Genomic DNA, 23,389 nt, shown 5'->3' on the forward strand with positions numbered 1-23,389 from the left:
TTAATTAAGAGGGAAAATTAACTTTAATGACCCGCTTTAGCTTTATTTTTAATCAATTCATCGAGGAAGCCTGGTCTGGCTGCTTTCATTACAGTTAATTTTATTTTGCATAAAAGTGACATCTCAGGATGATTACCTTGCTAATTGTTTTTACTTTGCCTGTCGCTAACGTCTGAAACCTTTGCGATTCTCAGACATTCAGATACCAAATCATCATTATATGGTTCGTTCTTTAAAGATCTAACAGTTTTCATCTGATGGTAAAATTACATCAAAATGATTAAATCATGATATTATTAACAGCTTATAAAGAGAAAGCTGTCATTAAAATATTATTTATCAAAAAAAGGAGTTAGCTTATTTATAAATACCTTTACTTTCCCCTTATAAAAAACGAGTTAGTTTCGCTTTCTCAACAGCATTTTCCTCTAAAATTTTTTATCCTGGGGGGATTTCTCTTTGTTGCGATCGTCATCTGAATTAACTGTCGGGTGCCTTTGCTTGCTTCATCGATATCTGGAAAACCCGACACATTTCTAACTTTTACTTTCAGCACAGGCTTGGCTTCTTACCCTGCTGACATTAGGATCTGACAAAGCTACTCTTCGCTGGATCAGAGAGGTTTTTTTCGTCAAACTGCCTTCACACTGAAGCCAACTCGTGAATCGCGGTGATGGTTAAAAACAACCCAGGGTTTCTGCTGTGGGTGAGGTTCGAAAACAACTTTTCCAGAACGCCTGAGTTCTGGCTAAACATTGATAGTTAACTTATTGATAATAAAAGACTCCATGAGAGTTGTTTTCAAAGTAACACCCCATTTGGAGTCCGTTAGTGTTTAGAGGGCAACCTGCCACGTTCCTGACTACAAATGAGCGACAAATTTATCGGTTAATGTGGGTTTAAAGGGGTTTCACTTCGGGCCACATAAGCACTTGAAAGAATTAAAAAATGAGTAAAATCAATATGAATCAGTCAATTGACAGGGACCTATCAGGCCACACCCCGATGATGCAGCAGTACCTTCGCCTGAAGGCAGATCATCCGGAAATTCTGCTGTTCTACCGGATGGGGGATTTCTATGAGTTGTTCTATGACGATGCGAAACGTGCCTCGCAGCTGCTGGAAATTTCACTGACCAAACGTGGCGCTTCCGCCGGTGAACCTATCCCAATGGCTGGCGTGCCTTATCATGCGGTAGAAAACTACCTGGCTAAGCTGGTCAGCCTCGGTGAATCTGTCGCTATCTGCGAACAGATTGGCGATCCGGCGCTGAGCAAAGGACCGGTCGAGCGTAAAGTGGTCCGTATTGTCACACCGGGCACCATCAGTGATGAAGCCCTGCTGAATGAGCGCCAGGATAACCTGCTGGCTGCTGCCTGGCAGGGGCCGCGTGGCTTCGGATTTGCCACGCTGGATATCAGCTCCGGCCGCTTCCGTCTGGCTGAGCCGACAGACCTGGAGACCATGGCCGCCGAGCTGACCCGTTCCAATCCTGCTGAACTCCTCTATTCCGAAGATTTCTCAGCGATGTCGCTGATTGAAAACCGGCGTGGCCTTCGCCGTCGCCCTCTGTGGGAGTTTGAGGTTGAAACCGCCCGCCAGCAGCTCAACATGCAGTTTGGCACCCGCGATCTCAGTGGATTTGGCGTAGACCAGGCTCACCATGCACTGCGTGCCGCCGGCTGCCTGCTGCAATATGTTAAGGACACCCAGCGCACTTCTCTGCCTCACATACGCTCGCTGACTATGGAGCGCCAGCAGGATGGCATCATCATGGATGCGGCCACCCGCCGTAACCTTGAGATCACACAAAACCTGGCGGGAGGCATTGAAAACACGCTGGCCTCGGTACTGGATAAAACCGTGACTCCGATGGGCAGCCGTATGCTTAAGCGCTGGCTGCACATGCCGGTGCGTGAAATTAAAACTCTGGAAAACCGCCAGCAATCTATTGGCGTGCTGCAGGATTTCACCGCTGAGGTCTCCCCTCTGCTTCGTCAGGTCGGCGATCTTGAACGTATTCTTGCCCGTCTGGCATTGAGAACCGCCCGTCCCCGCGATCTGGCCCGTATGCGACATGCCTTCCAGCAACTGCCTGAGCTTGATGCGCTGCTGGCGGATGTCGACACGCCGCACCTTCAGACCCTGCGCAAAAATATGGGGCAGTTTGACGAGCTGCGCGAGCTGCTGGAGAAAGCCATTATCGAGTCACCGCCGGTGCTGGTACGAGATGGCGGCGTGATCGCCCCGGGTTACCACGCAGAGCTGGACGAGTGGCGTGCGCTGGCGGACGGCGCTACGGATTATCTGGACCGACTGGAAATACGCGAGCGCGAGAATCTGGGGCTGGATACGCTGAAGGTGGGGTTCAACGCCGTTCATGGTTATTACATTCAGGTCAGCCGTGGGCAAAGTCATCGCGTCCCTATCAACTATGTCCGTCGTCAGACGCTGAAAAACGTCGAGCGTTACATTATTCCCGAACTGAAAGAGTACGAAGACAAAGTGCTGACCTCGAAAGGGAAAGCGCTGGCGCTGGAGAAGTCGCTTTACGAGCAGTTATTCGATCTGTTACTGCCTCATCTTGAGGCGTTACAGCTCAGCGCCGCTGCGCTGGCTGAACTGGACGTATTGGTTAACCTTGCGGAACGCGCCTGGACGCTGAACTATAACTGCCCGATGCTGACCGACAAGCCGGGCATTAAACTGACCGGTGCCCGCCATCCGGTCGTTGAGCAGGTGCTTAAAGAGCCTTTTATTGCCAACCCTCTTGCACTCTCTCCGCAGCGCCGCATGCTGGTGATCACTGGCCCGAACATGGGCGGTAAAAGTACCTATATGCGTCAGGCGGCATTGATTACCCTGCTGGCTTATATTGGCAGTTACGTCCCGGCTGAACAGGCCATCATCGGTCCGGTAGACCGCATCTTTACCCGCGTAGGGGCTGCGGACGATCTGGCCTCTGGCCGATCGACCTTTATGGTCGAGATGACCGAAACGGCCAATATCCTGCACAATGCCACGGAACAAAGCCTGGTGCTGATGGATGAAATTGGACGTGGCACCTCAACCTATGACGGGCTTTCACTGGCCTGGGCCTGCGCAGAAAGCCTGGCAAGCCGCATCAAAGCCATGACGCTGTTTGCCACACACTACTTTGAGCTGACAACGCTACCCGAGAAAATGGAAGGCGTGGCTAATGTTCATCTGGACGCCATTGAACACGGCGACACCATCGCCTTTATGCACAGCGTTCAGGAAGGTGCCGCAAGCAAAAGTTACGGTCTCGCCGTGGCTGCCCTGGCTGGCGTGCCTAAAGATGTGATTAAGCGCGCGCGCCAAAAACTCAGGGAGCTGGAAACGCTGTCAGGCAGCGCAGCCAATACCACAGCCGATGGCCCGCAGCTTCCGCTGTTAGTGGAAGAAACGTCCCCAGCGGTGGAAGCCCTTGAGGCGCTGGACGCAGACTCGCTCTCGCCTCGTCAGGCGCTGGAGTGGATTTATCGTCTGAAAACCATGCTCTGATGCCAGTCTGGCCTGCTTTCACAGCAGGCCAGCCCCTCCCCTCCGGCCATCAATGGAACTATCCCCACCGTTCAGCCACGTAATGACTGAGATAAAGCGTTCATTCAGGTCATGCTGTCGCCCGATTAAGCACAGCATCCGGCCGTTTTATCCATGTCTGTTAACCCGGTACAGTGGAGAAAATCATGAATATGAGAGTCAATCCCGGAGGGATGGTAAACGAAGCGGTGAAGAATTCCGCGCAGCTTACCTCCCGCTTCAATATCAGCCAGGCGGGGAAAAGTGGCGATGCCAGTGCTCTGGCGGGCAAATCCACTCCCTTGCAGTATGGCGGCGCGGCAGGCACTACCAGTGAAAAAATGTCCACCTCTTCCCTCAGCAGTGATTATAAAGCTACTATCGACTCGCTGATCAAACAGGGTCAGGCTGAATTATCAAAATTAAAGGAACAACTGGCGCAACAGTCCTCTTCCACCTCTACCGGAAATCAGGGAACCTCTACCTCCTCATCCAGCTCACAGATGTCGCAGTTGCAGATGCTGCTCGACAGCATTACTAAGCTGCTTAAACAGAGCCAGCAGAGCCAGCAATCCTCTTCATCCGGCAACAGCTCAACTGATGCCCAGCTTAGTAATGTTATGTCGCAGCTTAAAGAGTTGCTTGGCTCACTGGGTAGTCAGGCTACTTCCGGTGCCGCGGGAGCCCCCACTACAGGTGATGCGGCATCCACCGGCCCGGCGATGCCAAAAGATGAGAAAGACACCAGCGTTGCCCCTTCCAGCGATACCCTGTTCAAAAGTATGGACGGTGACAACCGCTCAGCGGATCAGATTATCAATGACAATCCGGTGTTGAAAAACCTGGGCAATCAGAAGGATATCAAACAGGAAGATCTGAAGAAGCAGTTCGGTGACTGGACCTCCAACAACCCTGACGAAAAGAGCCGCGCGCTGGCGGCAAAAAACATGTCGTACTTCCTTAATAACGTCAAAGCACTGGATAACCGCGAAGGGGGCGATCGTGGCGATATCTCAACCAACGGCAAAATCGAAGGGCTGACTAAAAGCGGTGATGCCCGTCACGGCACGGAAGCCGCCATCGTCAAAGATGTTGCGGAACAGGGGCTGGATAAGATGTTCCCGAAAGACGGTAAGCTGACTCAGACCAACGATGAAATGGTCAATATGAACGGGACCAACAAAAGCGGCTTTCAGGGGATCTGCCTGAAAGTGGGCCGTGCTCTGGCCTTTATTCCAGGGCTGAGCAACGTGCTGATGGGCATGGGCAAATCTGAAAGCACCAATCCGTGGGATGTGATCAAAGGCGGGATAGAAGGCGGCGTTAAAACGGCTGTGGATGCGATAAAAGGCGTGGTGGAGGGACTAGGCAAAGGAAGGCTTAACCCAGTCCAGATGCTGCTGAGTGCCTATAAAGGCGCAGCGATGGATACCTATGCCATGCAGGATGTGAAGTCTGATACCAAAGACAAAATCAAGGACATCGTCTGATCGACAGGCAATAAAAAAGCGGTGGTTTTCACCACCGCTTTTCGCATTCACATCTTAAGTGCCTGAGTTACTCGCGAAACAAGGCTTCAATATTCAGTCCCTGTGTCTGCAGAATTTCACGCAGACGACGAAGACCTTCAACCTGAATCTGGCGAACACGTTCACGGGTCAGACCAATTTCGCGACCCACATCTTCTAACGTGGCCGCTTCATAGCCTAACAGGCCGAAACGACGCGCCAGCACTTCACGCTGTTTGGCGTTCAGTTCGAACAGCCATTTGACGATGCTCTGCTTCATGTCATCGTCCTGGGTAGTATCTTCCGGACCGTTATCTTTTTCGTCGGCCAGGATATCCAGCAGCGCTTTCTCAGAATCACCGCCTAGTGGCGTATCAACTGACGTAATGCGTTCGTTGAGGCGCAGCATACGGCTGACATCTTCAACGGGTTTATCAAGCTGCTCGGCAATTTCTTCTGCACTTGGCTCATGATCTAACTTGTGGGTCAGTTCACGTGCCGTACGCAGATAAACGTTCAGCTCTTTAACAATGTGGATTGGCAAACGGATGGTACGGGTTTGGTTCATGATAGCCCGTTCAATCGTTTGACGAATCCACCAGGTAGCGTAAGTAGAGAAGCGGAACCCTCTTTCAGGGTCAAATTTCTCTACCGCGCGGATTAACCCAAGGTTACCTTCCTCAATCAGATCCAGCAAAGCCAGACCACGATTGCTGTAACGGCGGGCAATCTTTACTACCAGGCGTAAGTTACTTTCAATCATGCGGCGACGGGATGGAACATCACCACGCAGGGCACGACGAGCGAAGAAGACCTCTTCCTCTGCCGTTAACAGGGGAGAATAACCAATCTCTCCCAGGTAGAGCTGCGTCGCGTCCAAAACTCGTTGCGTAGCGCCTTGTGACAACAGCTCATCTTCAGCTATTTCGTTATCAGCAGGTTCATTTCCGACGAGAGCCTTCTCATCAAAAACTTCAGCTCCGTTTTCGTCGAATTCCGCGTCTTCATGTAACTCATTAACTTTCAGCGTATTCTGGCTCATTAGCGGCTCCTACCCGTGATCCCAGGGCAGAACACCAAGGTTCTGCCGGATTTATCGCTGCGGTAAATAACGCAGCGGGTTTACGGATTTCCCCTTGTAACGAATTTCAAAATGCAATCTAACCGAACTTGTGCCGGTACTACCCATGGTAGCTATCTTCTGCCCCGCTTTAACTTCTTGTTGCTCGCGGACCAGCATCGTATCGTTATGGGCATATGCACTCAGGTAGTCATCATTATGTTTGATGATAATCAAGTTACCGTAACCGCGGAGTGCATTCCCTGCATACACAACACGCCCGGAAGCGGTTGAAATGACGGGTTGTCCTCGCGATCCCGCGATATCGACGCCTTTATTGCCCCCTTCGGAAGCAGAGAAGTTATCGATAATCTTACCGTCAGTTGGCCAGCGCCAGTTTCCCACAGGGGTAGCGCTGTTTGTTGTGCTGCTGACGGTCGGAGCAGTAACCGGTGCCGTTGTCGTTGCAACGGTATTAGTACCGGATGATGGCAACATTTTGCCTTCACTTGGTTTACCTGAATCCTCAGAATACGTAATAACCGGCTGCTGTGCAACCGCTCCGCCTTTGATTTGTGTAGCAGCAGGTTGAGCCGGAACGCCCCCTGCACTGGCATCTGCAGCGGTGATCGCATTGCCACCCGTTAAGGTGCCACCGGAGGAGTTACTAACCTGCAACTGCTGGCCCACATTGAGGCCGTAAGGTGCAGCAACGTTATTTCGTTGGGCTAAATCACGGAAATCATTGCCCGTAATCCAGGCAATATAGAACAGCGTATCGCCTCTTTTAACGGTATACGTTTCACCGCTGTAGCTACCTTTAGGAATATTCCCATACGAACGGTTGTAGACGATATGGCCATTCTCGGTTACCACGTTGCTGTCAGCCGTGTTACTTGTCGTACTAATGTTCTGCGGCGCGCTCACCACATTCTGGGAATTTGCAGAGATAGACGAAGGAGGCGAGACGTAGCCGCCGTTACCGCTATTGGCATTCCCGGCGTTGCTGCTGACCTGACCACCACTGAGCATGCCAGAGTTGTTACCACCGCCACCGCCGCCAACGGAGCTGATAGGAGCCTGTGTATTATCGCTGGAACAGCCAGCTAACCAAAAACTGACAAGTGAAACGGCCGCAATCCGGCGCAACTTAAATACTGGGCTTCCTGTGCTCATTTATATCCCCCGTGACGGCAAAACTGTGTCTGGTGCCGGGATGCCCCTGGCTTTCCAGCAAGACTAAATCATTGATTCACCGGAATAGTAACAATATCGTTACTCCGGTGCCATTTACAGATGTGTGTAAATACTAACGTCTCAGGCTAAATCGCCTTTGACCAGCGGAACAAAACGCACTGGCTCTACAATCTCAACCACAAACTCCCCACCCTTACGGCGGATACGTTTTAATTCCTGATGCTCCTCACCCACCGGTAACACCAGAATCCCGCCTTCATCAAGCTGAGACATCAGCTCTACAGGAATTTCAGGCGGTGCGGCGGTGACGATGATCGCATCAAACGGGCCACGTGAAGGCCAGCCCTGCCAGCCATCGCCGTGACGCGTCGAAACATTATGCAAATCAAGCTGTTTCAGTCGACGCTTGGCCTGCCATTGCAGCCCTTTAATCCGCTCAACCGAGTAAACATGCTCTACCAGATGGGCCAGGATGGCGGTCTGATAGCCCGATCCTGTGCCAATCTCTAATACGCGTGAAGCTGGCGTCAGCTCAAGCAGCGAGGTCATTTTCGCCACAATATAAGGCTGGGAGATGGTCTGGCCGGAGCCGATAGGCAACGCCGTATTTTCCCAGGCTTTATGTTCGAACGCTTCATCCACAAACCGCTCGCGCGGCACATCTTCAATCGCTTTCAGCAACCGTTCATCGTCAATGCCCTGCTGGCGCAACTGCGCCAGAAGCGTATCAATGCGGCGGATCACCATTCGCTACTGACCTCAACGCTTGTGAGCCATGACGCCACCACGTCCTGCGCGGCATGGGCTGTTAAGTCGACGTGCAGCGCGGTGACAGAAACGTAGCCCTGGTCCACGGCGGCAAAGTCGGTATCCGGGCCGGCATCCAGTTTGTCGCCGGGCGGGCCAATCCAGTAGAGCGTATTGCCGCGCGGATCCTGCTGCGGTATAGCCTGGTCGCTGGGATGCCGACTGCCGCAACGGGTGACGCGAATGCCTTTGATTTCTGACAGCGGTAAATCCGGAACGTTAACGTTGAGGATACGTCCGGTGCGCAGCGGTTCACGCAGCAAAGCGCGCAGCAGGGAGCAGGTCACTGCCGCAGCGGTGTCATAATGTTTGTGCCCATCCAGCGAAACGGCCAGCGCTGGCAGCCCCAGATGGCGGCCCTCCATCGCGGCAGCTACGGTACCCGAGTAAATAACGTCATCACCCAGGTTGGGGCCGGCGTTGATGCCGGAAACCACAATATCGGGCTTGGGTTTCATCAATGCGTTGACGCCCAGATAGACACAGTCGGTCGGGGTGCCCATCTGCACAGCGATATCGCCATTGGGATAGGTGAAGGTACGTAATGGGGTTTCCAGCGACAGGGAATTTGACGCCCCACTGCGATTGCGATCGGGAGCAACAACCTGCACTTCAGCAAACTCACGCAGCGCGGTGGCCAGCGTCTGAATGCCAGGCGCATGAATACCGTCATCGTTACTCAGCAATATTCGCATCATCACCTTCTTGTTGAAGAACTTCGCGCACCAGAGTGGTGGCAAAACTGCCTGCCGGAAGCCAGAAATTCAGCTCTACGGTGGCGTCATCCCACCAGTTCCAGCGCAGATCTCGCGGTTTCACCAGCAGCGCACGACGGGCCGCATCGACTTTTTCACGCTCAAGCAGTGTAATCAATTCTGCTTCGGCTGCCAGGCTTTGTTGTTCAAAAGCCAGCGCGCTGCCCTGAGTTCCCCAGGCACCGCTGCCGGGCAGCGGTGCGGTCACTCGCAGCTCGTCATTGTCGACACGGGCCTGCAACGTCGCCAGCTCTGCCTCTTCAGCCACAAACCAGCTACCGCGCCCGGTGAGCTGTAAAGCGTCACCGGCCATCACTGTAGTCAGACCACTCTGCGCCAGTCGGTCACTCGCCACCTGATTAAACATCGCGCTGCGGGCAGCCGAAAGCAGGAAGCTGCGTTTGTTACGCTCTTTCACGCGGATGTCATTGGCTGCCCAGCGACGGGCCATCAGCAGGTTATTGCCTTCATGGCCAAAACGCTGCTCGCCGAAATAATTGGGTACGCCAGACAGGGCGATCTGCTGAAGCCGTTGCTCAACCGCTTCACGATCGGAAATCTGCCGCAAAATCAGGGTAAAGGCGTTGCCCTGCAAAGCACCAGTACGCAGTTTACGACGATGGCGGGCACTTTCCAGTACCTCGCAGCCTTCAAGCGCAAATGCAGATAAATCTGGCGTCTCTTTGCCGGGAATGCGCAGGCAGAACCACTGTTCGGTTACCGCATGGCGATCTTTCATGCCGGCAAAGCTGACATCACGCGGATGAATGCCGGCAAATTTTGCCAGCGCCTCGGCTACAAAGCGGGTATTGCAGCCCGTTTTGCGGATCCGGACCAGCACCTGCTCACCGTCGCCATCCGGCCGGTAACCCAGGTCTTCAATCACCACAAAATCTTCCGGGCTGGCTTTCACCACGCCAGTAGCGGTGGGTTTACCGTGCAGCCAGCTCAGCTCTTCCACTGCCATTACGCGTCCGCCTTAAAGATCAGCGCCACGGCTTCACAGGCAATACCTTCACCGCGCCCGGTAAAGCCCAGCTTTTCGGTAGTGGTCGCTTTGACATTGACGTCATCCATATGAATGCCCAGATCTTCTGCGATGTTGATGCGCATCTGCGGAACATGCGGCAGCATTTTCGGTGCCTGAGCAATAATAGTGACGTCCACATTTCCCAGGCGATAGCCTTTTTTCTGAATCTGACGCCAGGCTTCCCGCAGCAGTTCGCGGCTGTCTGCCCCTTTATAAGCAGCATCCGTGTCCGGGAAGAGTTTGCCGATATCGCCCAGTGCCGCCGCGCCCAGCAGGGCATCGGTCAGGGCATGCAGGGCCACATCGCCATCGGAATGGGCCAGTAATCCTTTTTCATAAGGGATCCGCACGCCGCCAATAATCAGCGGGCCTTCGCCGCCAAACGCGTGAACATCAAAACCGTGGCCGATACGCATTATGCGCTCTCCTTATTAGATGATTGAGTCAGGTAAAATGCCGCCAGTGCGAGATCTTCTGGTCTGGTTACCTTGATATTGTCGCTGCGGCCCATGACAAGCTCAGGATGAAAACCACAGTACTCCAGCGCCGAAGCTTCGTCGGTGATGGTGGCCCCTTCATTTAATGCCCGTACCAGACAGTTGCGCAATAATTCCAGCGGGAACAACTGGGGCGTCAGGGCATGCCACAACGCTTCACGATCGACGGTATGTGCAATTGCCTGTTTGCCTGGCTCTGCCCGCTTCATGGTGTCACGCACCGGCGCAGCCAGAATCCCGCCCACCGTGCTGGTGGCGGCGATCGCTAACAGACGGCTGAGGTCGTCAATGTGCAGACAGGGGCGCGCCGCATCATGCACCAGCACCCAACGGGCGGAGGAGACGGCTTTAAGCCCGGCGAGCACCGAATCTGCACGCTCTTTCCCGCCCTTCACCACCATTATCCGGGGATCGCTGGCTATGGGAAGCGTGGAAAAGTAAGGGTCTTCGGGGCTGATAGCGACAATGATGCGGCTGACCGCCGGGTGCGCCACCAAGCTGTTGAGCGCATGCTCCAGCAGCGTTTTACCGCCTATGGAAAGATATTGTTTTGGACACTCTGATTGCATCCGACTGCCGATGCCGGCAGCAGGAACGACAGCAATGACGTCCGGAAAGGGCCGTGCAATGTTCATGAGTTATCGTTGCTGACTGGTGTATGCACCCTGCTGCGCGTTTCGTTTGTTCTGATCCGGCACAAGGCGATAGAAGGTCTCACCGGGTTTAATCATCCCCAGTTCGTTGCGTGCGCGTTCCTCAATTGCTTCAGAACCGCCGTTAAGGTCGTCGATTTCTGCAAACAGCTGATCGTTTCGCGCTTTTAGTTTGGCATTACCGCCCTGTTGCACAGCAACATCGTCGTTAACGCGCGTATAGTCATGTATGCCGTTCTTGCCCAGCCAGAGCGAATATTGCAGCCAGCCGAGTAACACAAGTAACAGCAGCGTAAGTTTACCCATCCCCGCCCCCTGAAAAACGGCTCAATCATCCCATAACTTTTCATCTGACTCCACTTTAGCGGTGATTTAACCCCGCATTGGTGGAACAGTGACCGTTCTTCACCCTGAAATCAGGGTTTGTAAGCAAAATTTTGTAACCGCAGTGGGGATTCAGACATCAGATCCAGCCAGTACTCCGGGCTGAACTCTGAGTAAGAGGCCGGTTACCAACCGGTCAACAGCGTGTAAAGCAGCCAGAACAGGCAGACGACGACCACAATCGTTACCAGGATAGTCCAGATCAGTTTACCGCGCATCATCACATTGGTGGCGATACCAGCCAGCACGGAAACCGGCAACAGCGCCAGGAAGAAAGGCCAGGTGTAGAGGAAGAAGAACAGCGTATTAGAACCATACAGCACAAAAGGGATCGCCAGTGCGAGCCACCAGGCAACGAAGCCGATGACTCCACCGGGGAATGACCAGGAGGGCTCTTCCTGGTCCCGATCATCTTTACGGACTGATATGGGCGTAACGTTATGCATAAGTATCCTGTTGACGCGTAATACGGCCCGCTCTCAGGCGTTTTGCCGTAACTATCTCAGGGCTTGATGATATCGCGGTCGCGCAGCAGATCTAACACTTGAACCAGTAATTTTGTTACCAATTGTTCTCCATCAAGATGGATTTCAGCCTGTTCTGGCGCTTCGTAAACCGCATCAATGCCGGTGAAATTACGCAGTTCACCAGCACGGGCTTTCTTATAGAGTCCTTTAGGATCGCGGGCTTCACAGATAGCGAGCGGGGTATCCACGAACACTTCGATAAAGCGCCCTTCCCCCAGCATGTCGCGTACCATCTGGCGTTCAGCACGGTGCGGAGAGATAAAGGCGCTGAGTACGATAAGCCCGGCATCCACCATCAGTCTGGCTACTTCACCCACCCGACGGATATTCTCTTTACGATCCTCATCGCTGAATCCCAGATCGCGACACAATCCGTGACGAACATTGTCGCCATCCAGCAGATAAGTGCTGACCCCGAGCTGGTGAAGCGCCTGCTCCACCGCACCGGCTACCGTGGATTTCCCCGACCCCGAAAGGCCGGTAAACCATAACAGCACGCCCTGATGGCCATGCTGCTGCTCACGTTCCGCACGCGTTACCGCGTGCGAATGCCAGATGACGTTTTCATCATGCTCTGCGGCCATATTATTTGCCGCCCAGCAGATCGCGTGCGCCCCAGTGTGGGAAATGACGACGAACCAGCGCGTTCAGTTCCAGCTCAAACGCGCTGAAATCGCCCTGATTTTTCACCACATCTTCCAGCGGCTCGCGGATCATCCCTGCGCCCACGGTGACGTTGCTCAGGCGATCGATAAAGATCATCCCGCCTGTAACCGGATTCTGCTGGTAGTTATCCAGCACCATCGGCTCATCAAAGGTCAGATCAACCAGCCCAATGCCGTTCAGCGGCAGGGTGTCCACATCGTGTTTAGCAAGGCTGTTAATTTCAACCTGATACTCAATCTTCTCAACGCGGGCACGGGTTTTCTTACCGGCGATTTTAATATCGAAGCTCTGACCCGGCACCAGCGGTTGTTCCGCCATCCAGACCACATCAACAGAAGCAGCCTGAACCGGCTTCAGCGTGGCATCAACCGCCACCAGCAGATCGCCACGGCTGATATCAATCTCATCTTTCAGCACCAGAGTGATCGCTTCGCCCGCCTGTGCAACTTCCAGGTCGCCATCAAAGGTAACGATGCGAGCCACAGAAGATTCCACGCCAGAGGGAAGCACTTTCACACGCTGCCCCACGGTGACGGAACCGGACGCCAGGGTTCCCGCATAGCCACGGAAATCCAGGTTAGGACGGTTAACGTATTGCACCGGGAAACGCATTGGCTGCTGCTCAACGATACGTTTCACCTCCACCGTTTCCAGCACGTCCAGCAGCGTCGGGCCGCTGTACCAGTTCATCGCTTCGCTTGGGGAAGCAACGTTCTCGCCTTCCAGCGCGGAAAGAGGAACAAAGCGGATATCCAGATCCGCAGGCAGCTGGCCGGCAAAATCCAGGTAGTCCTGTTTGATCTGCTCAAACGTCTCCTGGCTGTATTCAACCAGATCCATTTTATTGATCGCCACGATCAGGTGTTTAATGCCCAACAGCGTGGAGATAAAGCTGTGACGACGGGTCTGATCCAGCACGCCTTTACGCGCATCGATCAGCAGAATGGCCAGGTCACAGGTTGACGCGCCGGTAGCCATATTGCGGGTGTACTGCTCGTGTCCCGGCGTATCGGCGATAATAAATTTGCGCTTCTCGGTAGAGAAATAGCGGTAAGCCACATCAATGGTGATGCCCTGCTCACGCTCGGCCTGCAAGCCATCCACCAGCAGCGCCAGGTCCAGTTTCTCGCCCTGGGTGCCGTGACGTTTGCTGTCGTTGTGCAGCGAGGAGAGCTGATCTTCATAAATCTGACGGGTGTCATGAAGCAGGCGACCAATCAGCGTGCTCTTGCCATCGTCGACGCTGCCGCAGGTCAGGAAACGCAGCAGGCTTTTGTGTTGCTGGGCGTGCAGCCAGGCTTCAACGCCACCCTGTTCAGCAATTTGTTGTGCAATAACGGTATTCATGCTGGCTCCTTAGAAGTAACCCTGGCGTTTTTTCAGCTCCATCGAGCCTGACTGGTCGCGGTCAATCACGCGGCCCTGACGTTCGCTGGTGGTGGAAACCAGCATCTCTTCAATGATTTCCGGCAGCGTCTGCGCTTCGGATTCCACTGCGCCGGTCAGCGGCCAGCAGCCAAGCGTACGGAAGCGCACCATTTTCTGCTTAATCACTTCGCCAGGCTGCAGGTCGATACGATCATCGTCGATCATCATCAGCATGCCGTCACGTTCCAGTACCGGACGCGGTGCGGCCAGATACAGAGGAACAATGTCGATGTTTTCCAGGAAGATATACTGCCAGATATCCAGTTCGGTCCAGTTGGAAAGCGGGAATACGCGGATGCTTTCGCCTTTGTTGATCTGGCCGTTGTAGTTATGCCACAGCTCAGGGCGCTGGTTTTTTGGATCCCAGCGATGGAAACGGTCGCGGAAGGAGTAGATACGCTCTTTGGCACGGGATTTTTCTTCATCACGACGGGCACCCCCGAACGCGGCATCAAAGCCGTACTTGTTCAGTGCCTGCTTCAGGCCTTCGGTTTTCATGATGTCGGTGTGTTTGGCACTGCCGTGAACAAAGGGGTTGATGCCCATCGCCACGCCTTCCGGGTTTTTGTGCACCAGCAGCTCAGCACCGATGTTTTTCACCGTGCGATCGCGGAACTCGTACATTTCACGGAATTTCCAGCCGGTGTCCACATGCAGCAGCGGGAACGGCAGCGTTCCCGGATAGAACGCCTTGCGCGCCAGGTGCAGCATCACAGAGGAGTCCTTGCCGATGGAGTACATCATCACCGGGTTGCCAAACTCTGCTGCCACTTCACGGATGATATGGATACTTTCCGCTTCCAGTTGACGCAGGTGAGTGAGTCGTTTTTGATCCATAACTTTTCCTCAAGCCAAATTTACAACGGTGGACGCCCGCTGCGCTGAATGTTGAAACCATGCCAGTTGCTGATGCAGGTTGACTACTTCCCCTATCACCAGCAATGCCGGCGTCGGTGCGCGTTGCGCTAATACTTCTAATTCTTCCAGGGTGCCAGTCAGCACCTGCTGATCCTGTCTGGTCCCACGGCCAATAACGGCCACAGGCGTTTGTGAATCGCGGCCATGAGCGATGAGCTGCGCGGAAATTTCGCCAGCTTTCATAGTGCCCATATAGATAGCCAGTGTCTGACGGGCGCGGGCCAGTGAAGCCCAGTCCATTCCCTCGCCGTCAGCCCGGCAATGGCCGGTAATGAACATCGCGCTTTGCGCATAATCGCGGTGAGTCAGCGGAATACCGGCATAGGCAGTTGCGCCTGCTGCTGCGGTAACGCCAGGCACCACCTGAAAAGGAATGCCCGCCTCCACGGCTGCCTGTAGCTCTTCGCCGCCGCGACCAAAAATAAAGGGATCGCCGCCCTTGAGGCGCACCACACGTTTACCCTTTTTAGCGAGCTCCACCAGCATGCGGTTGGTCTCTTCCTGCGGGATAGAGTGAGCATTGGCACGCTTGCCTACGCAGATGCGGTCTGCATCACGGCGCACCAGATCCAGAACTTCATCACTGACCAGATGGTCATAGAGCACCACGTCGGCCTGCTGCATGACCTGCAAGCCACGCAGCGTCAGCAAGCCGGGATCGCCGGGGCCTGCACCGACCAGAATGATTTCGCCCTCACCGGCATCCGGATCGTCGAGCTGCTGATCCAGCGTGCGTTTTGCCCCTTCAACGTTACCGGAAGCGACCTGGCTGGCGAACAGGCCATTGAAGGCGGCCTCCCAGAAGCGGCGACGCTCAGACATCTTGCTGAAGCGCTGTTTGACTTTATTACGCCACTGTCCGGCGATCTCAGCCATCTGCCCAAGATTTGCTGGCAACAAGGCTTCCAGCTTCTCACGCAGCAGCCTGGCCAGAACCGGCGCCGTGCCGCTGGAAGAGATAGCCACCACCAGCGGAGAGCGGTCAACGATAGAAGGGAAGATAAAGGAGCACTTAGGCTGATCGTCCACCACGTTGGCAAACAGGTGACGCTCATGCGCATCGGTGAACACGCGGGCGTTAAGCTCCACGTTATCGGTGGCGGCGATCACCAGAAAGACGCTGTCGAGCTGGGTGCTCTGATACTCTCTGGCGATCCAACGCACGGCGCCGTTGCTTTCCAGCTCCGTTAACTCCTCACACAACGCATGCGCGGCGATTTGCACATCGGCACCCGCACGACGCAGCAGATCAATTTTGCGGGCAGCAACGTCTCCGCCGCCCACAATCAGCACCGGTTTGTTTCGGATGTCAGCAAAAATCGGGAGATAGTCCACGTCGGCCTTTTTCGTTATTTACACAAAGTTAACGCGACTATACGGCCCTGGCTTGAGGCTTATGAAATTACTAATTGGAATGAGTAGTTACTGAATGGAATAACGTTCTGGCATAGCTCCGCACAAAATGTGCTTAACGGATGATAATTAGGGCATTTCAGAGAGAATGAAATTGTGCAATCCGCGTCACACTTTCATACTGTGCGGGTAAAAAAACCTCGTAAGATTGTCATTGATGACGACTAAGGATCTGACATGTTTTCCCGACTCCGCCTGAGCGCGCTGGCCGCTTTACTCAGTTGCGGTGCTGTTTTCCCCCTGCAGGCAGCCAGCCAGCAGATGGGGCATTTTGCTGAGCAGCAGCTTCGCCACATTGCCACCTATTTTCCAGGCCGTATGGCTGGCAGCCCTGCCGAGATGCTGACGGCAGATTATCTGCACCATCAGTTCAGCGAGCTGGGCTATGAAACCAACAAGCGGAATTTCTCCGCAGACTACCCTTATCAGTCGCAGGACGGCCACACTACACCGCATAACGTCACGGCCACATCCGTTATTGCCGCCCGTGCCGGAGAAGTTCCCCAACAGATTTTGATCGTCACCCATGCGGATACCTATATGCCGGTAAGCGATGGCGATCGGCAAAAAAACCTGGGTGGCCTGACGCTTCAGGGGGCGGACGATAACGCTTCCGGCCTCGGCGTCATGCTGGAACTGGCCCAACGGTTAAGCAAAGTTCCCCTGCACTACAGCCTGCGCTTCGTGGCACTGAGCGGTGAAGAGAGCGGCCATCAGGGTGAAAAAGATTATCTCGCCAGAATGAAACCGGAAGAGAAGAAAAACACGCTGCTGGTGATCAACCTGGACAGCCTGATAGTTGGCGATAAACTTTATTTTGACAGCGGCAGCAACACGCCGGATGCCGTGGCACGCCAGACCAGGGACCGTGCGCTGGCCATTGCCCGTCAGCATGGGCTGGCCGCCGCCACCAACGGTAAAGCGGTAAAAAAACACCCTGCGGATGATGAATTTGATAAAGCCGGTTTTCCGCTGCTGAGCATTCGTGCCACCAACTGGGATCTGGGAAAAAAGGATGGGCAGCAACAGCGCACGCTCAGCCACCATTTTCCACAGGGAACCAGCCGTTATCAGGCCTCACTGGATAATCTGACTTATCTCGATCGCTGGCTACCCGGACGCATCACCCAACGCACACGTACTACCGTAAAGATTCTACTGCCGCTGATTTCCGGGCTGGCGAACCCCACAAGCTGAAACAGGAGTTATTGCCATGTATATCGTTTATCTGAAATATAGCCGCCCTATGGAAGAGGTTGAAGCCGTGCTGGATGCGCACGTTCTCTGGCTGAACAAATATTTTGACGCTGGCGTCTTTATTGCGGCAGGCCGAAAAGATCCCCGTACCGGCGGTATGGTGATGGTGAAAGATATCGACCGTGAACGGCTGAACGTCATCCTGTCGGAAGATCCTTTCCAGGCCGTGGCAGAGTATGAAGTGACAAAGGTGAACGTAACCCGCAGCACCAATGAGTTTAACGCGCTGGTTGGGATCTGATAGCTGAAGCTTGATTCAGACAGACAACGCTGAAATTCAGAAGATGAATTACCCAGAAAAGAGTAAAGGTTCAGGGTGTGAGGAAGACAGATAATGCTGAACTTGATTCATTCAGACAACACTAACCATTGAGGCGTGGGGGATGCAGGCCGATCGGAAAGCGTCTCGCGCCATGGACGGTGCGAGCCGAGCTGTCATGGATGAGGCTTTTTGCGTCTTTCTGAGCGGCCTGTATCCCCTGCGCGGAATACATGACATACAGGCCACACCTGTTTTTTAATCTCTATCCCTGCGCAGAATACATGACATACAGGCCACCTGTTTTTTAATCTGCAACGCCTGTTTTTAATCTCTATCCCCTGCGCAGAGTACAGCCTGCACAGGGGATGCTTTAGTGTAAAGACCCCACCTCAGCCGTAGCTATTCGTGCAAACCGCACTCGCGCTTCAGCCCGAAGAAACGCGTCTCTTCTTCCGCCATGCCTGGCTCCCATTTACGGGTAGTGTGCGTATCCCCTACTGAAAGATAACCCTGCTCACGCAGCGGGTGATAGTCCAGATCGTTGTCCTGCAAATACTGATGCACCTGACGGTTATCCCAGTCGATGATCGGCAGAACTTTAAAGACCCCGCGCTGAATAGCCAGCACCGGAAGATGAGCCCGACTGCTGGACTGATCGCGGCGCAAACCGGCAAACCAGGTCTGCGCCTGCAAACTCTCCATTGCCCGGTTCATCGGCTCTACTTTGTTGATCTCGTTGTAGCGCTCAATACCCTCAACGCCCTGCTCCCACAGCTTGCCGTAACGCGCCTCCTGCCAGGCCGCGCTTTGCTCCGCACGGTACACCTGCAGGTTAAGCTTCAGCTTATCAGTGAGCCGATCGATAAACTGATAGGTCTCCGGGAACAGATAGCCGGTATCGGTCAGGATCACCGGAATATCCGGCTTAGCCTGCGTCACCAGATGCAGACTGACCGCCGCCTGAATGCCAAAGCTGGAAGAGAGCACCGCCTCACCGGGCAAATTCTCCAGCGCCCAGAGCACGCGCTCCTGCGCAGAAAGCTTGTCCAGTTTGGTATTAATCTCGGCGAGCGCCATCACGCGCTCTACTTTCGGTAAATCATTCAGTGCTGAGAGATCGAGTACAGACATATCACGCCTCCTTTATGCCCAAAAATCACGGGCCGGATCAACAACCGGCTTCACCACACCCATACGGATAGTGAAATCACCAAAGCCTTCACCGGCTTCACGCTCTTTTGACCAGCGACCCAGTAAAGCATCAAGGGTAGACAAAATTTCATCTTCAGTGATGTTCTCACGGTACATCCTTGGGATGCGCGTTCCAATCCGGTTACCGCCCAGATGCAGGTTATAACGGCCTGGAGCCTTGCCCACCAACCCTATCTCAGCCAGCAGCGCGCGGCCACAGCCGTTCGGGCAACCGGTCACGCGCAGCACAATGTGCTCATCGCCCACGCCGTGCGACGTCATCAGCTCCTCCACGCGGGTCACAAATTCTGGCAGGAAGCGTTCGGCTTCGGCCATCGCCAGTGGACAGGTCGGGAAAGCGACGCAGGCCATGGAATTTTCACGCTGTGCGGTGACGCTCTCCATCAAACCGTGCTCACGAGCCAGCGCTTCAATCCGCGGTTTCTCCGCTTCCGGCACGCCAGCCACAATCAGATTCTGGTTAGCCGTCAGGCGGAAATCACCCTGATGAATTTTGGCAATCTCAGCCAGGCCGGTTTTCAGCGGACGGCCCGGATAATCCAGCAGACGACCATTCTCAATAAACAGCGTCAGGTGCCATTTATCATCAATGCCTTTCACCCAGCCAATACGATCGCCACGGGTGGTGAATTCATAGGGGCGAATCGGCTCAAATGTGATCCCCGCACGGCGCTCAACTTCCGCTTTAAACGTCTCAACGCCTACGCGCTCAAGGGTATATTTGGTTTTGGCATTTTTACGATCGGTACGGTTGCCCCAGTCGCGCTGGGTAGTGACTACCGCTTCCGCAACGGCCAGCGTTTTATCCAGCGGCAGGAAGCCAAACTCGCTGGCCAGACGTGCATAGGTCGCTTTATTGCCGTGATCGATGGAGAGTCCGCCCCCTACCAGCAGGTTAAAGCCGATCAGCTTGCCGTTCTCAGCGATAGCAATAAAGTTCATATCGTTGGCGTGCAAATCCACATCATTATGCGGCGGCACCACTACGGTGGTTTTGAACTTACGCGGCAGATAAGTTTCGCCCAGAATCGGCTCTTTATCAGTGGTGGCTACTTTCTCCTGATCTAACCAGATCTCAGCATAAGCGCGCGTTTGCGGCAGCAGATGCTCGGAAAGTTTCTTCGCCCACTCGTAAGCTTCCTGATGCAGTTCCGACTCAACCGGGTTTGAGCTGCACAAAACGTTACGGTTGACATCGTTAGCCGTGGCCAGTGCATCCAGACCCACTTCACTCAGCATCTGGTGCGCAGGCTTCACGTTGCCTTTCAGAATGCCGTGGAACTGGAAGGTCTGACGGTTAGTCAGACGGATGCTGCCATAAAGGGTGTTCTGTTCCGCAAATTTGTCGATGCCCAGCCACTGCTTTGGCGTCATGATGCCGCCAGGCAGACGGCAACGCAGCATCATGGCATGGCGCGGCTCCAGCTTCTGCTCTGCACGCTCAGCACGGATATCGCGGTCATCCTGCTGATACATGCCGTGAAAGCGGATCAGCAAAAAGTTATCGCCGGTAAATCCGCCGGTCAGACCATCCTGCAGATCTTCAGTGATGGTGCCACGGAGATAATTACTCTCTTTTTTCAGGCGCTCTGCGTCGGTGAGTTTGCCTTCAACGACCAGCGGTCCGGGATGTTTTTCATTGCTCATGAGGCAGTATCTCTCAAATGTTTGTTTGTGCCGCCGGAGGGAGATGTCCCACCGGCAAGGCGCGGGGTTATTCTGGCTCTTATTATTCAGGCAGCCTAGTAAACATCCCGCTGATAACGGCGCTCAATGCGCAGCTCACTCAAATATTCGTCGGCGGTCTCGGTATCCATTCCACCGTGCTCGGCCACCAGCTCCAGCAGCACCTGCTCCACATCCTTCGCCATGCGATTAGCGTCGCCACAGACATAAATATGCGCGCCCTGTTGGATCCAGCTCCACACTTCAGCGCCCTTAGCGCGGATCTTATCCTGCACATAGACCTTCTGCTGCTGGTCGCGGGACCAGGCCAGGTCGATGTTGGTCAGCAGCCCATCTTTCACGTAACGCTGCCATTCGACCTGATAAAGAAAATCTTCGGTAAAGTGCGGGTTGCCAAAGAACAGCCAGTTTTTACCTTCTGCGCCGTCGTTGTCACGCTGCTGCATAAAGGCGCGGAACGGGGCAATACCGGTGCCTGGGCCAATCATAATGACTGGCGTTTGCGGATTTTCCGGTAACCGGAAGTTATCGTTGTGTTCGATAAACACGCGGATCTCGCCATCTTCTTCCAGCCTGTCGGCCAGGAAGCTGGATGCGCCGCCAGCCCGCTCACGGCCGTCAATGTCGTAGCGCACCGCCCCCACGGTGATATGCACTTCGCTTTCACTCTCGGCCTGCGAAGAGGCGATCGAGTAAAGACGCGGCGTCAGTGGACGCAGTATGGCGATCAGCTGATCGGCAGTCACTTCTACCGGCGCCCGGCGTACCATATCCACAATCGGCGTGCTCTGCGCGTAATGCTGCAGCTTCGGCTTCTCACCGATCAGGCCCAGCAGCGTCTCATCGCGGCAAAGTTTACCGTACTGCTCCACGATCTGTGGGGTGTTCACCGTCAGTTCAAAATGCTTTTGCAGCGCTTCCGTCAGCGTCAGCGTCTGACCATTGACCGTCACGCTCTCATCGCCCTTCAGCCACAGCAGCTCAACCAGTTCCTGCACCAGAGCCGGATCATTCTCGAACCAGACGCCCAGCGCATCGCCCGGCTGATAACGCAGACCAGAATCACCCAGATCGATCTCGATGTGGCGCACATCTTTATCAGAATTGCGCCCGGTGATTTTCTGATTGACCGCAAAGCTGGCGGTCAGCGGCTCTTCTTTAGTGTAAGGACTGCTGAAGACTTCGTTGACCACACCTGTTGCCGTCACCGCCGCGGCGGCTGGCGCTTCAGCAGGTACCCGTGCTTTCAGCACTTCAACAATCTGCTTACGCCATTTTTCGGCTTCAGCCGCATATTCCACATCGGCATCCACGCGATCAAGCAGGCGCTCACCGCCCATTTCAGCCAGCTTGCCATCGAAATCTTTACCGGCCTGGCTGAAAAATTCGTAGGAGGTATCGCCAAGCCCAAAGACCGCAAAAGCGGTATTGTCGAGTTTCGGCGCCTTCTTCGACATCAGGAATTTATGCAGCGCGACAGCTTCTTCCGGTGGTTCACCCTCTCCCTGCGTCGAAGTCATCACAATCAGCAGTTTTTCCTGAGCTATCTGCTTAAACTTGTAGTCACCCGCATTGACCAGATTCACATTCAGCTTCGCCGCCAGCAGATCATCGCGAAGTTGCTCAGAGAGGCGGCGGGCATTGCCGGTCTGGGAAGCGGAGAGCAGCGTGATGGTCGGCACGTCGGCTGGCGCAGGCGCGCTGACAGCAGCCGCTCCGGGGGTCTGATTGACCATGCCCCAGAAATAGCCGGAGAGCCACGCCATCTGCGTGGTGGAGAAATCCCCGGTGGCCGCCTGCAAACGGGCGAGTTGTTCCGGATTCAACGGAAGCAGAGAGCTTGAAGGTGCCTGAGTCGTCATTGGGTTGAAGGTTCCAGTATCGGTGGTCCGGGCCGTAAAAACAGCAAGATGAGAGTAGGTTAACGACAAGCATAATAACCATTAAATAAGGGTTGGTAATAATAAATAACCAAAATGACTAAACGGTTTTACGGGTAAGGGATAGTGGCAAAACAGGTTAATTAAATCATTACTAATCAGCAGGTTACTAAATGTCGTTCTGCCCCGCACACGGAGCCAGATGAATCAGCCGGGAAACGGATGCGAAAAAAGGCTTTTTCGGGTAGACTTGGCCGGTTTTTTCAAGAAATGCATACTGAGACTGTCAAATGCCTACCACGCTGTTTAAAGATTTCATCTTCGAGGCTGCTCACCATCTGCCTAACGTACCGGCCGGGCACAAATGCGGCCGCCTGCATGGCCACTCCTTCATGGTGCGGCTCGAAATTACCGGCGAAGTGGACGCGCATACCGGCTGGATCATGGACTTCTCCGAGCTGAAAGCCGCTTTCAAACCTGTCTACGATCGTCTGGATCACTATTATCTCAATGATATTCCTGGTCTTGAAAACCCGACCAGTGAAGTGCTCTCCAGATGGATCTGGGATCAGATGAAGCCTGTGCTTCCGCAACTGAGCGCGGTGATGATCAAAGAGACCTGTACAGCAGGCTGCGTCTACAAAGGTTAATGCCTGTCCGGATCGGCTCTGGCCGATCCGTTCTTATCCACTGTCATCTTTCTGTC

General features: G+C 54.2%; 21 protein-coding genes. 5 read left to right on the forward strand and 16 right to left on the reverse strand.

Going from position 1 to position 23,389, the window contains the following annotated elements:
- Positions 1 to 963 precede the first annotated feature (963 nt).
- Positions 964 to 3,525, forward strand: coding sequence for a DNA mismatch repair protein MutS (gene mutS / locus VRC33_RS17825; protein WP_338564339.1), 2,562 nt, complete (start codon positions 964 to 966; stop codon positions 3,523 to 3,525).
- Between the two features lie 185 nt (positions 3,526 to 3,710).
- Positions 3,711 to 5,033 carry a hypothetical protein gene (locus VRC33_RS17830; RefSeq protein ID WP_338557737.1) on the forward strand — a complete coding sequence of 441 codons (1,323 nt, stop codon included), beginning with the start codon at positions 3,711 to 3,713 and terminating at the stop codon, positions 5,031 to 5,033.
- 67 nt (positions 5,034 to 5,100) lie between these two features.
- On the opposite strand, the gene rpoS is transcribed toward VRC33_RS17830, so the two are convergent.
- From rpoS to cysG, 13 genes are all read right to left on the reverse strand, one after another.
- Positions 5,101 to 6,093 carry an RNA polymerase sigma factor RpoS gene (rpoS, locus tag VRC33_RS17835; RefSeq protein ID WP_338557738.1) on the reverse strand — a complete coding sequence of 331 codons (993 nt, stop codon included), beginning with the start codon at positions 6,091 to 6,093 and terminating at the stop codon, positions 5,101 to 5,103.
- Between the two features lie 51 nt (positions 6,094 to 6,144).
- Complete coding sequence (gene nlpD, locus VRC33_RS17840) at positions 6,145 to 7,287, reverse strand: murein hydrolase activator NlpD (protein WP_338557740.1); 1,143 nt, start codon at positions 7,285 to 7,287, stop codon at positions 6,145 to 6,147.
- 141 nt (positions 7,288 to 7,428) lie between these two features.
- Positions 7,429 to 8,055 (reverse strand): protein-L-isoaspartate(D-aspartate) O-methyltransferase, encoded by a 627-nt coding sequence (locus tag VRC33_RS17845; RefSeq protein WP_338557741.1) that lies wholly within the window; start codon positions 8,053 to 8,055, stop codon positions 7,429 to 7,431.
- A complete protein-coding gene (gene surE, locus VRC33_RS17850; RefSeq protein ID WP_338564340.1) occupies positions 8,049 to 8,810 on the reverse strand; it encodes a 5'/3'-nucleotidase SurE in 762 nt (253 codons plus the stop codon). The genes VRC33_RS17845 and surE overlap by 7 nt, the downstream gene beginning before the upstream one ends.
- Entirely contained in the window at positions 8,791 to 9,837 is a 1,047-nt protein-coding gene (gene truD, locus VRC33_RS17855) for a tRNA pseudouridine(13) synthase TruD (RefSeq protein ID WP_338557742.1), read from the reverse strand. Before truD ends, surE begins: the two co-directional genes overlap by 20 nt.
- The gene (ispF, locus tag VRC33_RS17860) at positions 9,837 to 10,316 is read right to left on the reverse strand and encodes a 2-C-methyl-D-erythritol 2,4-cyclodiphosphate synthase (protein ID WP_013203542.1); all 480 of its coding nucleotides are present in this window, start codon (positions 10,314 to 10,316) and stop codon (positions 9,837 to 9,839) included. Before ispF ends, truD begins: the two co-directional genes overlap by 1 nt.
- Complete coding sequence (ispD, locus tag VRC33_RS17865; RefSeq protein WP_338564341.1) at positions 10,316 to 11,026, reverse strand: 2-C-methyl-D-erythritol 4-phosphate cytidylyltransferase; 711 nt, start codon at positions 11,024 to 11,026, stop codon at positions 10,316 to 10,318. Before ispD ends, ispF begins: the two co-directional genes overlap by 1 nt.
- 9 nt (positions 11,027 to 11,035) lie before the next feature.
- Entirely contained in the window at positions 11,036 to 11,356 is a 321-nt protein-coding gene (gene ftsB, locus VRC33_RS17870; protein ID WP_338557743.1) for a cell division protein FtsB, read from the reverse strand.
- A 203-nt stretch (positions 11,357 to 11,559) separates the two neighbouring features.
- Positions 11,560 to 11,880 carry a DUF3561 family protein gene (locus VRC33_RS17875; protein ID WP_338557744.1) on the reverse strand — a complete coding sequence of 107 codons (321 nt, stop codon included), beginning with the start codon at positions 11,878 to 11,880 and terminating at the stop codon, positions 11,560 to 11,562.
- A 56-nt stretch (positions 11,881 to 11,936) separates the two neighbouring features.
- Complete coding sequence (cysC, locus tag VRC33_RS17880; protein ID WP_338557745.1) at positions 11,937 to 12,545, reverse strand: adenylyl-sulfate kinase; 609 nt, start codon at positions 12,543 to 12,545, stop codon at positions 11,937 to 11,939.
- A gap of 1 nt (position 12,546) precedes the next feature.
- Positions 12,547 to 13,974, reverse strand: coding sequence for a sulfate adenylyltransferase subunit CysN (cysN, locus tag VRC33_RS17885; protein ID WP_338557746.1), 1,428 nt, complete (start codon positions 13,972 to 13,974; stop codon positions 12,547 to 12,549).
- A 9-nt stretch (positions 13,975 to 13,983) separates the two neighbouring features.
- Positions 13,984 to 14,892: a sulfate adenylyltransferase subunit CysD gene (cysD, locus tag VRC33_RS17890; protein ID WP_338567400.1), complete on the reverse strand. Its 909-nt coding sequence runs from the start codon at positions 14,890 to 14,892 to the stop codon at positions 13,984 to 13,986.
- A gap of 9 nt (positions 14,893 to 14,901) precedes the next feature.
- The gene (cysG, locus tag VRC33_RS17895; protein WP_338557748.1) at positions 14,902 to 16,308 is read right to left on the reverse strand and encodes a siroheme synthase CysG; all 1,407 of its coding nucleotides are present in this window, start codon (positions 16,306 to 16,308) and stop codon (positions 14,902 to 14,904) included.
- Positions 16,309 to 16,563: 255 nt separating this feature from the next.
- Here cysG and VRC33_RS17900 point away from each other — a divergent pair, with 255 nt between their 5' ends.
- Both VRC33_RS17900 and VRC33_RS17905 read left to right on the forward strand, forming a co-directional pair.
- Complete coding sequence (locus VRC33_RS17900; RefSeq protein WP_338567402.1) at positions 16,564 to 17,583, forward strand: aminopeptidase; 1,020 nt, start codon at positions 16,564 to 16,566, stop codon at positions 17,581 to 17,583.
- A 16-nt stretch (positions 17,584 to 17,599) separates the two neighbouring features.
- Positions 17,600 to 17,884 carry a YciI family protein gene (locus VRC33_RS17905; protein WP_338557750.1) on the forward strand — a complete coding sequence of 95 codons (285 nt, stop codon included), beginning with the start codon at positions 17,600 to 17,602 and terminating at the stop codon, positions 17,882 to 17,884.
- A gap of 420 nt (positions 17,885 to 18,304) precedes the next feature.
- On the opposite strand, the gene VRC33_RS17910 is transcribed toward VRC33_RS17905, so the two are convergent.
- The 3 genes from VRC33_RS17910 to cysJ all read right to left on the reverse strand — a co-directional run bounded on the left by VRC33_RS17910 (position 18,305) and on the right by cysJ (position 22,665).
- Positions 18,305 to 19,036 carry a phosphoadenylyl-sulfate reductase gene (locus VRC33_RS17910; protein ID WP_338557751.1) on the reverse strand — a complete coding sequence of 244 codons (732 nt, stop codon included), beginning with the start codon at positions 19,034 to 19,036 and terminating at the stop codon, positions 18,305 to 18,307.
- 12 nt (positions 19,037 to 19,048) lie between these two features.
- Positions 19,049 to 20,764, reverse strand: coding sequence for an assimilatory sulfite reductase (NADPH) hemoprotein subunit (gene cysI, locus VRC33_RS17915; RefSeq protein WP_338557752.1), 1,716 nt, complete (start codon positions 20,762 to 20,764; stop codon positions 19,049 to 19,051).
- Positions 20,765 to 20,859: 95 nt separating this feature from the next.
- Positions 20,860 to 22,665 carry an NADPH-dependent assimilatory sulfite reductase flavoprotein subunit gene (gene cysJ / locus VRC33_RS17920; RefSeq protein WP_338557753.1) on the reverse strand — a complete coding sequence of 602 codons (1,806 nt, stop codon included), beginning with the start codon at positions 22,663 to 22,665 and terminating at the stop codon, positions 20,860 to 20,862.
- A 308-nt stretch (positions 22,666 to 22,973) separates the two neighbouring features.
- Between cysJ and queD the strand changes: the two genes are divergently transcribed.
- A complete protein-coding gene (gene queD, locus VRC33_RS17925) occupies positions 22,974 to 23,333 on the forward strand; it encodes a 6-carboxytetrahydropterin synthase QueD (RefSeq protein WP_338557754.1) in 360 nt (119 codons plus the stop codon).
- The last annotated feature ends 56 nt before the right edge of the window (positions 23,334 to 23,389 follow it).

Source organism: Erwinia sp. E_sp_B01_1 (assembly GCF_036865545.1).
Lineage (GTDB): Bacteria > Pseudomonadota > Gammaproteobacteria > Enterobacterales > Enterobacteriaceae > Erwinia.